This is a genomic window from Psychrobacter sp. P11G3 (genome assembly GCF_001435845.1).
GTDB lineage: Bacteria > Pseudomonadota > Gammaproteobacteria > Pseudomonadales > Moraxellaceae > Psychrobacter.
The window spans coordinates 2,920,104-2,933,043 of record NZ_CM003596.1; the positions used below are offsets into that span (position 1 = coordinate 2,920,104).

A 12,940-nucleotide genomic window follows, 5' to 3' on the forward strand; every position below is an offset into this window, starting at 1 on the left:
AGGTACATTTGGGCTTGATCTACTCGTACTAGCGTTAAACTGAACCAACTATAATCGTACGTTCGCTATTGGAGACGATTCATGTCTCAACTACTTTTATGCAAAATAACAAACGTACTGCACTTCATCCTAGTAATGACTGACTATTACGCTGTTGCGTAAAAAGTCTCGCCTGCGGCTGCCATGTCGCGAATCTTTTGTGGCGCTTCATAAGCTTTGCCAAGATGTGCGTATTTTTCACATAGTGCCAAGTAGTTATCTAGACCCATTTGGTCGACATAACGGCAAGGACCACCACGGAATGGAGGGAAACCTACGCCCATAATCATCGCCATGTCGGCCTCGCTTGGGGTACTTACGATGTTATCTTCTAGGCAGCGAACCGTTTCGTTGCAGAAGGCAATCATAGTGCGATCAATGATTGCTTGATCATCAAACGTTTGCTTTTCGCTGTCAGTTGTGGTTTTTAGCAGCTCGTAAGTGGCTTCATCAGCAACTTTCTTTGGCTTGCCGCGCTTGTCCATTTCGTACTTATAGAAACCGATACCGTTTTTCTGACCTAGACGCTCATTGTCATATAGATGCTGGATAGCACCTTTATAATCAGGCTTCATGCGATCAGGGAAACCATCAGCCATCACTGCTGCGCCATGTACACCTGTATCTAGACCGACCACGTCGATTAGGTATGCAGGGCCCATTGGCCAACCGAATTTTTCCATAACTTTATCGACATGAGCAAAGTCAGCACCTTGCTTAAGTAGCAAGTCAAACGCGCCAAAGTATGGGAACAATACACGGTTTACGAGGAAACCTGGGCAGTCGTTAACTACTACAGGCACTTTGCCCATTTTAGAAGCAAGTGCAACAGTAGTCGCGATAGCTTCTTCAGATGATTTCTCACCGCGGATAACTTCGACGAGTGGCATACGATGTACTGGGTTGAAGAAATGCATACCAACGAAGTTTTCTGGACGCTCAAGCGCTTCTGCTAGGAACGTAATAGAGATAGTCGACGTGTTTGATGCTAGGATACAATCGTCTTTTACGAGACCTTCTACTTCTTTTAGTACCGCGCGCTTCACGTTTGGATTTTCTACGACAGCTTCGATTACGATATCAGTCTCAGCAAAATCACCGTAGTTCAAAGTAGGACGGATACGGCTTAATGTTTCACCCATTTTTGCTGGGGTCATCTTGCCGCGTTCTACCATTTTGCCAAGCAATTTGCTCGCTTCACCCATACCAAGGTCTAATTGCTCAGACTTGATATCTTTCATGATGATTGGCAAGCCTTTGCTGGCTGCTTGATAAGCAATACCGCCACCCATGATACCAGCGCCTAGTACAGCAGCTTCGCTGATGTCGTGTGCTTGCTTGCTGTGTTTTTTGGCCAGTTTTTTGACTAGCTGATCATTTAAGAATAGACCAACCAAGCTCTCTGCTTGTGGGGTTTTAGCGGCTTTTGCAAAACCAGCAGCTTCTACTTCGATTGCTTTGTCACGTGATAAATTAACGTGCTTTTCAATCGTTTCGATAGCGATTGCTGGCGCTGGATATTGCTTAGGATTGGCTTTAGCGAAAATAGCACCTTTGGCACTGTTGAACGCCATTGCTTGCTCAAGCTGGTTTAGCTTAACTGGAGCCAGTTTTTCTTCACGTTTTGCTTTCCAATCAAGCTCACCTGAGATACATTTTTTGACTAGATCAATTGCGGCATCTTGTAAGTCATCAGCAGGTACAGTCGCATCAACCAAGCCTAGTTTCAATGCTGCCAATGCTTTCTTTGGGCTACCAGTCGCGATCAGCTCAAGTGCGTTATCGATACCGATGATACGCGTACTACGAACTGTCCCGCCGAAACCTGGGAAGATACCTAGCTGAGTTTCTGGCAAACCGATGATCGCTTTGTCACTCATGACACGGTATTCACAAACCAAAGTCATTTCACAACCGCCGCCCATTGCCGCGCCATTGATAGCCGCAACTTTCGGGAATGGCAGGTCTTCAAAACGATTGAAAGCGTCATTAACATGAACGACCCAATCTTTGATCTCGCTTTCTGATTTTTTGAAAGAACCGACGAATTCTGTGATATCAGCACCAGCGATAAACACGCCTTTGGCTGAAGTAACGATAAGACCTTTTACGTTGTCGGCTTTTTCTAACGCACTAACTGCTTCACCAAACTGTTTGTTGGTTTCGGCATCAAATTTGTTCACGCTCTCATTTTCGGCGTTGTACTGCATGTTGGCGATGCCATCCTCTAGCATTGTCACCGTGATGCGATTTCCTTGGTATACCATTTGAAACTCCTTTCTATATAACGAAAGCTACGTTTTGAATTAAAATAAATAGCCAGTTACTGTTAGTAAAATGGGTAATAGCACTGTGCGCTTGTCATGTTATAAAGACAAACATATAACCAGCTCACAAGTGAAGATGTCTTTATTATCCAGCGTTCATCATGATGCACGCATTTTGCGTCTCTTGCATGACATCATATGACGCTTCATTTATATACTGCTGTTGCAGGTACTGATGTTCAAAATATTGACTGAGACTTGGTCTAACACTCGGTATCGACGATTGAACATCTTGAGAAAAAACCCAGTAGGGTCACCATCAGACCATTTTCACGTCAATTAGTGTAGGGGATTATGCCCCTAACTGTCACAAGCTAATACCATACTCGCAAGTCACTCTTAAATCACTTGCAGGCATTTACCTTGCGCTAAAAGTGTTTTAGTGAATAAATGTATACTGAATTGTTAATTTAGATTTATTTCGTGTCGTTGGCTCAACGAATGCCATCTTTGGAACGACAGTCCGTTGGCGCTATCTAATAAGTGCCAATTGATCGATGCTACTTGGTCAGTGCTAGCTATTCAGTGTCAGCATTCAATACCACTTTTCTACTATAATAAAATTAACGTACCAGCCTAGCTTGCTCTTTTATCAGAACATATTCAACCAGAGAGTGACATCATCCATCCGTAACAAAATCTTGTCGCTGTATTGCAGCTAAGATTGCACTGTTTTTAAATAAACTTCGGTAGAAAAATGCAAAAAACAATCAATTGATACCGTGTGTCACATAAGCGATATGACCTATCATGCTACACTAATAGCGTTTTTTCCTTATCCCTAATAAGTTTTACTGTATCCCTGATAAATGGTTGGATTATGACTGTTTCCCTTACTTCTAGCACTACCTCTACTGGCGTTATCCCTTCTAACTTTGTCTCTTTTCAAAGCACTGAGCAATTCCATGGTGCTGTGCGTGCCCAATTAGCGCAAGATATCGAGGTCTTGTTTGCTTATGCCAAGCTCCCTAGCCCACTGGTAGATGCCTGCCGTTACGTAATGACGGGTCAAGGTAAACTGGTACGCCCACTGATGGTTGCCAGCGCTTTTGCCAGTATTAATAGCAGCAATAATGCGCGTACAGACGAGCCTAATGACGATATCAATACTCTCGATGCTGAGCTGGACGCGCTACTAGAAAACGACTCAGACTATGATATGTCGCGCCGTGCCGCATTGGCGGTAGAGCTGCTGCATACTTATTCGTTGGTGCATGATGACTTGCCCTGTATGGACGATGATGAGCTGCGCCGTGGGCAACCGACTGCGCATATCGCCTTTGATGAAGCGACGGCTCTGTTGGCAGGAGATGTATTGCAGACACTAGCGTTTGAAGTACTAACTGCGGAGATGCTAACCTTTGCGCCATTCGATGCAACTATCGCAAGTCAGCTCATGGCAATATTTGCGCCGCGCGCCAGACGCATGGTGTCAGGTCAAATGTTAGACCTCAATGCTGAAGCCAGTGCCAATATCGCGCAGGATGATTTGGAAGCTATCCACCGTGATAAGACAGGGGCGTTGATTGAAGCGGCGATGCTCATGGGCGGCGTCTGTGCTGGTGCAACGGCTCCGCAGCGCATGGCATTGCAAGAGTGCGCGCAATATATCGGTCTGGCCTTTCAAGTCCAAGACGATGTGCTAGACGTCACGATGACGACTGATACGCTTGGTAAGCCTGCGGGTAGCGATGAAAAACTAGACAAATCTACCTATGTAAAACTGATGGGTGTCGATGACGCGACCAGCTATGCGCAATCACTGTTTAATGACGGACGTGCAGCCATTTCTCATGAACTAAATAGTCGTGAACTTAGCGACAATGAAAATACCATTGGCGCAGACAATGATGCACTACTGGCACTGATTGAATGGCTCTGGTCACGTAAAAAGTAGCTTGTCGAATAGCAGTCGAAAGCAGATATCGTAGTAAATTTTATTACCCAAAACGGCAGTGAGTGGTCAACATGGACAGTTCCCCTACCCCGCGCATTTACCTCGGCACTGGCGGCTATAGCGACACCGACTTGCTCGGTACGCTGTATCCCACCGGCACCAGAAAAACCGATTTCTTACATGAATATGCCAAGCAATATGGCGCAGTCGAAATCAATAGTACATTTTATGCGCCCATCGGACAGAAAGCGTTTGCTGGGATGGTTGATAAAGCTTATGTACAAGCGGACAGTCAGCTCAAGTTCGCCGTCAAACTGCATCAAGACTTTACTCATGCACGTAAAGGCACTGCCGAACATGCACAGGCATTTCTAAACGCCTTATCGCCGCTTATCGAAGCAAATGCTTTAGCGCCTTTGTTACTTCAGTTCCCACATGGCTTTGATCGTACTCGTGAGCATCGTCTCTATTTGGCCAATCTCGTCAGTTGGTTTCAAGACTATCCACTCGCCATTGAGTTTCGTCATAACGGCTGGCACACACCGCAAGTGGTCGATAGTTTCCAGCAGCAAGGACTCATTTGGTGTAGCGTTGATTATCCCAAGGTTGGCGGACTGCCGCCGTCACGGCTAATATTTACCGAACGCACCGGCTATCTGCGTATGCATGGCAATAATCTAAACTGGTGGGATGCCATGAGTGCCGCTGACCGCCATGATTATCGCTATAGCGAGGCGGAAATGCAGGACTGGGCGCAAGCGATTGCCAATCAGCGTCAGCATTTTGATACGCTCTATATCTTCTTTCAAAATACCGTCAATGCCCATGCTTATTATAATATTGCGATGCTGCGAGAAGCGTTGGGTAAGTTTGGGTTTGAGGTGTTGTAGGATTAAGTTTAAATAATAATCTTAACTATATTTGTAGGCTAGTTTTTTTAACCCAGCTTTAAAACTTTATAAAGACACAGTGCTGGATTAAAAGCCCAGCCTACGTCTACTACGCTATCCACAGCCTGAATTTACGTTTCCTGAGGAGGAATATAATATGATGGATCCCGAAATAATAAAAATAAATATCGAGCAAGAGATAGATGGATTCGAACGAACAACTCTTACTCGACTATTAAATAGCTTTGAATATATCGAATTAGAAGCCACAGAAAAAAGAAGGAAGTTTCTTGAAAAAAAGTCAAAGAGTTTTAATCCAGATATAGATGATGAAGCATGTATAGAAGAAGATGCTTATTTCGAGGAAGTTAATCATTTTTCCATTGAAAAAGAGCTAAGGCAAGAGTTTGTAAACTCTACGGCAGTTTGGCTGTTTCATCTTTTTGAGCGTCAAAAGAAAAGAATCTTTAAGTCAGATCAAACAAATATTTTAAAGCCTATGTTAGCTAAGAAAAATTACGATATTGATGCTTGTCCTGACTGGAAAATACTAAATAAAGAATTAAGAAATGCTGCGAACGCAATCAAACACGGTTCTGGGAGTAGTGCTGCAAAACAATTATATAAAATTGCTCCAAACCTTTTTATTAACGAGAGTATTATATTATCGGAGACTGACATCCAACGCTATATTGACTCTTTGAGAACCTTCTGGACAAAAGCACTAAAAGACTGATTAGTATTGTAAAGAGATTATATAACAAAAAAAAAGGACACCTCGCGGTGTCCTTTTTTTCAATCAAATACTTAGTCGTTAAAGGTTACTCTTCAACGCCAGCATCTTGACCTTTATATTTTGCGTTTGCGTAGTCCCAGTTCACTAGCTTGTCTAGGAACGTGTCAACATAGTCAGGACGACGGTTACGATAATCTACATAGTACGCGTGTTCCCATACATCACAAGTCAATACCGCTACTTGGTCATGTGCAAGTGGGGTATCAGCGTTAGCAGTTTTGGCGATTGACAATTTGCCACCGACTTTATCAGCAACTAGCCATGCCCAACCTGAACCAAACTGAGTCAATGCTGCGTTTTTGAACTCTTCACGGAACTTGTCGTAGCTACCGAAATCTTCTTCGATTTTTGCTTTTAGATCACCAGTAGGTTCGCCGCCGCCGTTCGTTGGCGTCATGCAGTTCCAGTAGAACGTGTGGTTCCATACTTGAGCTGCTTGGTTGAACATACCTTGCTTGCTGTCATCTTTAGCAGTCGCTACGATGATTACTGGCAATGTTTTATCTTCTAGACCAGAACCTGGCAACATATCTTTTAGCTTGTTTACATAAGCAGCATGATGCTTGTCATGATGATACTCTAGCGTTTCGGCACTGATATGTGGCTCTAGTGCATCTTTTGCATATGGTAGGTCTGGTAAAGTAATGTTTGACATAGTTATTTTATCCTTGCTGTTTAGCCGTTAGTTTATAAAAACTTGCTTATAGAAACTGAATTTTACGCTATTTTTACACCGCAAAAAACACTACAAAATAGCGGACTAAATTGGCTGAGTTTATTGTTTGAAATGAACTTTATCGCTTGATACACGGTACTGCTCAATACAATATCACGTATCATTATGAATCCAAAATTAACCTAGCGGTTAGTTATTGCTATTATTCTTCGCCAAAAAGCCAAGTCTCTGACTTTATAGACTTTTATTAACTTAATATTCACAAGCTATAAGATATAATTTACTGTAGCTTGATATCTATTATAGCAATAGTGACCAATAATATCAGTTACCAAATGTTATAGCCCGTACAATCTGTATAGCGATTGGTTATTTATTAAGCGTTAACTGCGTTCACTCTAAACTCATGCGTTATCATTGTTAGTATAACTAATTCAATCGACAAATAATTTACCGATTAACGCTACAGAAGGTAAATAAAACCTACTCGAACAACAGCTTTTCATCATCTTTATATTACGGAATAACTCTATGAGCACCACTGATACCTCGTTAACTGCTACCAATCCGACATCTGGCAACCAATGGGTACTGGCCAGTAACAATAAAGGCAAATTGGCTGAGTTGAAACGGCTATTTGCCGAAGCGAACTTGGACGTGACGATTGTCCCGCAAGGTCAGCTTGATATCGAAGATGCCATCGAGGATGGTTTAAGCTTTGTAGAAAACGCCATTATCAAAGCCCGTCATGCGAGCCGTATCAGTGGACTGCCTGCGATTGCTGATGATTCAGGACTGTGCGTGCCTGTACTAGGTAATGCGCCAGGTATCTACTCTGCTCGCTATGCTGGTGAACATGGCAACGATAGTAAAAACAATGCCAAGCTCATCGCTGACTTGCAGCCTATCCGCGCAGCAGAGCCGGATATTCCGATCAAAGGTATGTTCGTTTGCGTACTGGCAATGGTGCGTCATGCTGATGATCCTCTACCGATTGTCGCCCAAGGATTATGGCATGGTGAGATTTCAGAGACAGCGCATGGTGACGGCGGTTTTGGCTATGATCCATTGTTTTGGTTACCTGACTTGCAAGCCAGTGCGGCTAGTCTGAGCGCTGCTGATAAAAACAGCATCAGTCATCGTGGTCAGGCAATCCAGCAGCTATTGGCACAGCTACCTTTATAAGTACTTTACAGCTGTTCTATTTATAACTATCCGTAAGTGCGCTTAATGCTCATAATGCGCTTACAACCTTATCGCCGTTTTTTATTCGTTATCTGATTTATTGAATACGAATATGGCTAACTCTTTATATAAAATTAAGCCATATAAGAGCAAGCAACATAAGGAAACATGCCATCAAAGAGATAATTTTTACTTTAATAAACAGATAGATTATACTGTTCTACTTTTAAAATTTTGTTGAAATCCGTTATTTGGCTGTATAATTCACCAAAAAGCGTTATTATGCGGTGCATTAACGGTTTATTATCGATATTTGATAGCATGGACAACCTCAGCAGGTTCACCTTTTAGTATCAGCGGCGATTGCTACTGGCACTGAATTTGACGTTGTGCGCTATCGCTATCCCCTATTTATTTCAACGGCAGCCCGTCGTACATGCCCGTAATTTGAGGCGCGGTCTGTCTATTACAATTTAACCCTAAGTACTATTTCATTAATCAAACGTACTACTTAATCCTAAAGGTGTAATTAACATGGCTACAGATTTACAAGTCACAACCAACAAGCTATCTAATAAAGAAACCCAGCTAACGGTTAAAGTACCCGTTGAAAAAATTCAAAACAAAGTTGAAGGCCGTATTCGCCAAGTTGCGAAAACTGCCAAGATTGACGGTTTCCGTAAAGGTAACGTTCCTATGTCACACATCCGCTCTCAGTACGGTGCTGGCATTCAACAAGAAGTTATCAACGATGTCATCCGTGATACTGTATTTGAAGCGATCAAATCTGAAGACATCCGCGCTGTTGGCATGCCTAACATCGACGACGTAAAACTTGAAGACGATTTCTTGGTATATCAAGCCACTGTTGAAATCTTCCCAGAAGTTGACGTACAAGGTATTGATGAGATCGAAGTTGAGCGTCACACTGCACAAGTGAGTGAAGAAGACGTTGACACTATGATCGAAAACCTACAAAAGCAACGTGAAGAATTCGTTGAGAAAAAGGGCATGGCTGCAAAAGACAACCAAGTGACTTTTGACTTTGAAGGCTCTATCGACGGCGAAAAATTTGAAGGCGGCTCTGCTGAAGACTTCAAATTGGTTATCGGTAGCAACCAAATGATTCCAGGTTTTGAAGCTGGTATCAAAGGCATGAAAGCTGGCGAAGAAAAAACTATCGACGTGACTTTCCCAGAAGATTACCAAGCTGAGAACCTAGCTGGTAAAGAAGCTCAGTTCAAAATCAACGTAAAACTGGTTGAAAAATCTAAGCTACCTGAAATTGATGATGCGTTCCTAGAGCTATTCGGCGTAAAAGAAGGCGGCGTTGAGAAATTGAAAGAAGACGTACGCAAAAACATGGAACGCGAAATCAAAAACGCTGCGCGTAGCCAAGTTAAGCAAGCGACTTTTGACGCATTGCTAGAAAAGAATGAGTTTGACGTACCAAACGCGATGCTAGAGCAAGAAATCGAGCGTCAACGCAACATGATGATGCAACGTTTTTCTCAGCAGTTCGGCGCAAATGCTGATAGCTTCGATAAAGACATGCTGCCAAATGAGCTATTTGAAGAGCAAGCGCTACGTGCTGCCCGTCTTGGCATCATCGTTGCCCGTGTTATCGATACCAAAGGCTTAGAAGTAGATCAAGAGCGTGTAGAAACCTTCATCAAAGAAGCCGCTGAAAACTATGAAGATCCAGCAGAAGTAATCGAGTACTACACCAATGACAAGCAGCAGCGCGCTAACATTGAGTCTGTTGTACTAGAAGACCAAGTAGTAGATTACTTGATCAGCCAAGGTAAAGTTACTGACAAAGAAGTTAGCTACCAAGACTTGCTAGCGGCTCAGCAACAACAGCAGCAAGGCATGTAATTGATACGACGAGCTATCTTTTTAGATATGCTATAGTCGGTTATCAAAACTAAAATGCGCCCCCGACCTTTTGATCGGAGGCGCATTTTTTATGGCGTTCAATAGTTAGATAAAATCAGCCATAACTGTCGAACCTACAAGCATCGAATCTACAAGCATCGTACTCGTACTATAAAGCGCGTTTTACACCAAAACAGGTGCAAATACGGCACTTAATCCTAGCAGTACTAGTCCGCGCTGTAACCACAAGCTATCGCTAAAGCGTTGCTGCAACTGCTGACTAACCAGCGTACCAACTGCATATAGCGCTAGCATCGTGACCATCATCCCTGCATAAAATCCTAGCTGACCGCTCACACCAACATTCGCTGGTACTTCCATCGCGTGTGCCATACCATGAAAGATCGCCAGACCACCAAAGCCAAACAATGACAACTGCTGAATGCTTGGCGTGCGTGCTGTATGGGTCTGTGCAGAGAATGCTTCTTGTCTGCTTTTTTGGCTCATCAAAACCATAGCCAATACGACCACCGACAGTGATATCGCCACTTCAATTAGCCCAGATGATGCAGCAAATGCCATACCGCCAATCAGTACGCCAGCCGTGCCCAATATTGCACCTAATGACAACCCTGCCGTCAACGACATCATGCCTAAGCGCTGCTTTTGTAGACCATAAAACAACATGCCCATACCTACTGCCAAAAACAAATGATCAAGGCCAGTCACTGGATGCATCAGTCCTGCTTGCAACGTACCTAAAAATGATGGCGCTTGCGCGGTAGTCGAGTGAATATGCCCTGAATGCGCCTGCGCCAATGACGATAGCATTAGTGAGGTCATCATCACAGCCGAACCAGATACGATATGACGAGCTGAGAGCACTTGTGAAAAGCGAGAATTGTCGGTGTGAAAATCTTTTGTACACTGTGCCATGCGTTTTTTCCTTATTCTTTATATTTTAATGGTAAAAGCTCAGCTGTTCTTTAGGCAAGCATGCCATGTTCTTTAATAAAGGCGATAATCTCGTCTAGCCCATCGCCTGTTTTCATGTTGCTAAAGACAAAAGGTTTGTCGCCACGCATTTTTTTGGCATCGCGTTCCATCACTTCCAGCGAAGCACCAACCATTGGGGCAAGGTCAGTCTTGTTGATAATCAATAAATCAGACTTGGTAATGCCGGGACCTCCTTTACGAGGTATCTTATCGCCTGCAGAGACATCAATGACGTACAAGGTCAAATCAGACAGCTCTGGGCTAAATGTCGCAGCTAGATTGTCGCCACCTGACTCAATGATAATCAACTCCAACTCTTCAAAAGTCGCCTGTAGCTCAGCAATCGCAGTCAGATTAATAGAAGCATCTTCGCGAATAGCCGTATGCGGACAGCCGCCCGTCTCTACACCGCGGATACGCTCAGCGGGCATGGCATCATTGCGGGTCAAAAACTCTGAATCTTCTTTGGTATAGATGTCATTGGTCACGACTGCCATATTGACCGTATCGCGCAGGTTTTGGCATAGCCTTAAAGTCAAAGCAGTTTTACCACTACCAACTGGACCACCAATACCAAGGCGTAAGCACGATAAGGCAGAAGATGGTTTCTGGCTATCACTATCAGTTTGTACGTCTGATGCAGCGTTAGAGTTTTGTGGTTTGAGCGGAGTTAGAGACATATTAATTTCCTAAAACAGTTTGTATATTAATAAGTATAAATGGAAATAAAGATAAAATTATGAGCGGAACAACCGACTGTATTGCTCCTCGTGCATGCTCGAAAGAATAGCCAAATTGGGCAAGTTATTAGAGATATTAAGTGATTCATAGAGGTCTTGGCATAGCTGCTGACAGTCAGACTCTTCAATTTTATCTAAGGTATCCATAGTATTTATCGATGTGATTAAAGCATCGAAAGCCTGTTGCACATCATCGCTTAGAGCTTCGACCTGAGCACCCAGATCGCTTTGCAATTGCCACAGAATACGCTGACCTGCCATTTGTCCTAGCGGCACTGTCTTGACAGCGGCGAGCACCATATTCTCTAATTGCGCAAATCCATAAGTAGTCATAGACTGCGCTAGTGGCAGTTGCCAATGCTGAGCAACATGAGCAAAAAGCGGCAAAAAGCCATCGTCAGGTATTTCGGCCGGTATGCCAAGACTCAGGACTTCGTTGAGCCAAGACACCATTGCCTGTGCCAATTGCTGCGACTCCAGTACAAACTCTTTACTCTCGAGACCAGCGTGATAATCGTGTGCTAGATTTGCCGCTAGCGCTTCATGACCTTGGCTGAGCGCGCACATTATCAGCCCTAATACAGGCAGCTCATAGCCAATCACCGCAAGCGCTAGATAGTCCTGCATAAATGTAAGCGTACTGGCTTCATCAGAGACAACCCCTGACTCAATCGCTGACTCCACACCTTGCGAATAGGTATAGCTACCAATCGGCAAATTGCTCGATGCCAGCATCAGTAGCTGTCCAAGTTGGGCAGACTGAGTAGGCTGAGCACTGGTATTAACCATCATTTGAACGACCTACAGGCGCATCATGATGGCTATGACTATGTTGATGTCCGTGGCTGTGGCTTTCATCATGGCTATGACTTTCCTGATGACTATGCGAATGTGCATGTGCATGTGAGTGAGAGTGGCCATGCGCATGCCCTTGGCCCGTTTGATAAGCGCCTGTCTCAGGCTCAAATGGCACTGACGTAGACTCGATATGTAGACCGAGATTTTCTAACATTTGTGCCAGCACATGATCGTTTTCAAAGTACAACGCATAGCCTGCATCACCCTGATTAAAACTGTGATCAAACATCAATGGCACATGACGATTGCCCAAATGATAAGCGCCTTTCATTAGTAGAAAATCATTGTCAGCAGTCACCTTAGTCACGGCTTGCGGCTTGGCGATGACTTGCATTAACTCCCCTGATTCATTGATAAGGACATCATCACCTTTTAATCCGCCTGTACGAGGTAGATCCACACCGACCGCTTCGCCTAAGACAGTAATGGCTCTAAAGCGAGAATGCTGACGAGTATCAAAATCCAATAGCAGGTAATCGTCGGCTTGATACTGTTCTGCCAATTGTGCTTTTTGGGTATCGCTAAGCGTACTTAAACGGGTATTAAATATTTTCATTATTCTTCTCTGACTGTTGTTGCTCAAACTATTGGTCAATAGTATTGATGGTAAAAGTGTTGGGAATAAAGATACGATCTCACTCAAGAAACCAACTGACCA

11 protein-coding genes are annotated in these 12,940 nt (G+C 43.7%); 5 read left to right on the plus strand and 6 right to left on the minus strand.

Features of this window, described 5'->3' with window-relative positions; all coding sequences use genetic code 11:
- Positions 1-146 precede the first annotated feature (146 nt).
- The gene (gene fadB / locus AK824_RS11805) at positions 147-2,306 is read right to left on the minus strand and encodes a fatty acid oxidation complex subunit alpha FadB (protein WP_057761797.1); all 2,160 of its coding nucleotides are present in this window, start codon (positions 2,304-2,306) and stop codon (positions 147-149) included.
- Between the two features lie 880 nt (positions 2,307-3,186).
- Here fadB and AK824_RS11810 point away from each other — a divergent pair.
- The 3 genes from AK824_RS11810 (at position 3,187) to AK824_RS11820 (ending at position 5,889) form a co-directional block, all read left to right on the plus strand.
- The gene (locus AK824_RS11810; protein ID WP_057761799.1) at positions 3,187-4,263 is read left to right on the plus strand and encodes a polyprenyl synthetase family protein; all 1,077 of its coding nucleotides are present in this window, start codon (positions 3,187-3,189) and stop codon (positions 4,261-4,263) included.
- 71 nt (positions 4,264-4,334) lie between these two features.
- The gene (locus AK824_RS11815; RefSeq protein ID WP_057761801.1) at positions 4,335-5,153 is read left to right on the plus strand and encodes a DUF72 domain-containing protein; all 819 of its coding nucleotides are present in this window, start codon (positions 4,335-4,337) and stop codon (positions 5,151-5,153) included.
- Positions 5,154-5,310: 157 nt separating this feature from the next.
- Entirely contained in the window at positions 5,311-5,889 is a 579-nt protein-coding gene (locus AK824_RS11820) for a hypothetical protein (protein ID WP_057761803.1), read from the plus strand.
- Between the two features lie 85 nt (positions 5,890-5,974).
- Here the strand turns inward: AK824_RS11820 and AK824_RS11825 are convergent, their stop codons facing one another.
- Positions 5,975-6,604, minus strand: coding sequence for a superoxide dismutase (locus tag AK824_RS11825; protein ID WP_057761805.1), 630 nt, complete (start codon positions 6,602-6,604; stop codon positions 5,975-5,977).
- A 552-nt stretch (positions 6,605-7,156) separates the two neighbouring features.
- Between AK824_RS11825 and rdgB the strand changes: the two genes are divergently transcribed.
- Complete coding sequence (rdgB, locus tag AK824_RS11830) at positions 7,157-7,810, plus strand: RdgB/HAM1 family non-canonical purine NTP pyrophosphatase (RefSeq protein ID WP_057761807.1); 654 nt, start codon at positions 7,157-7,159, stop codon at positions 7,808-7,810.
- 534 nt (positions 7,811-8,344) lie between these two features.
- Positions 8,345-9,688: a trigger factor gene (tig, locus tag AK824_RS11835; protein ID WP_057761809.1), complete on the plus strand. Its 1,344-nt coding sequence runs from the start codon at positions 8,345-8,347 to the stop codon at positions 9,686-9,688.
- Between the two features lie 183 nt (positions 9,689-9,871).
- Here the strand turns inward: tig and AK824_RS11840 are convergent, their stop codons facing one another.
- Genes AK824_RS11840 through ureE form a run of 4 tightly spaced genes read right to left on the minus strand, consistent with a single transcriptional unit; the run spans position 9,872 to position 12,838 of the window.
- Entirely contained in the window at positions 9,872-10,624 is a 753-nt protein-coding gene (locus AK824_RS11840; protein WP_057761811.1) for a HupE/UreJ family protein, read from the minus strand.
- Between the two features lie 50 nt (positions 10,625-10,674).
- Positions 10,675-11,364, minus strand: a complete 690-nt coding sequence (gene ureG, locus AK824_RS11845; protein ID WP_082624650.1) for an urease accessory protein UreG — start codon at positions 11,362-11,364, stop codon at positions 10,675-10,677.
- 57 nt (positions 11,365-11,421) lie between these two features.
- Entirely contained in the window at positions 11,422-12,216 is a 795-nt protein-coding gene (locus AK824_RS11850) for an urease accessory protein UreF (protein ID WP_082624651.1), read from the minus strand.
- A complete protein-coding gene (gene ureE / locus AK824_RS11855; RefSeq protein WP_057761813.1) occupies positions 12,206-12,838 on the minus strand; it encodes an urease accessory protein UreE in 633 nt (210 codons plus the stop codon). The genes AK824_RS11850 and ureE overlap by 11 nt, the downstream gene beginning before the upstream one ends.
- Positions 12,839-12,940: the final 102 nt, after the last annotated feature.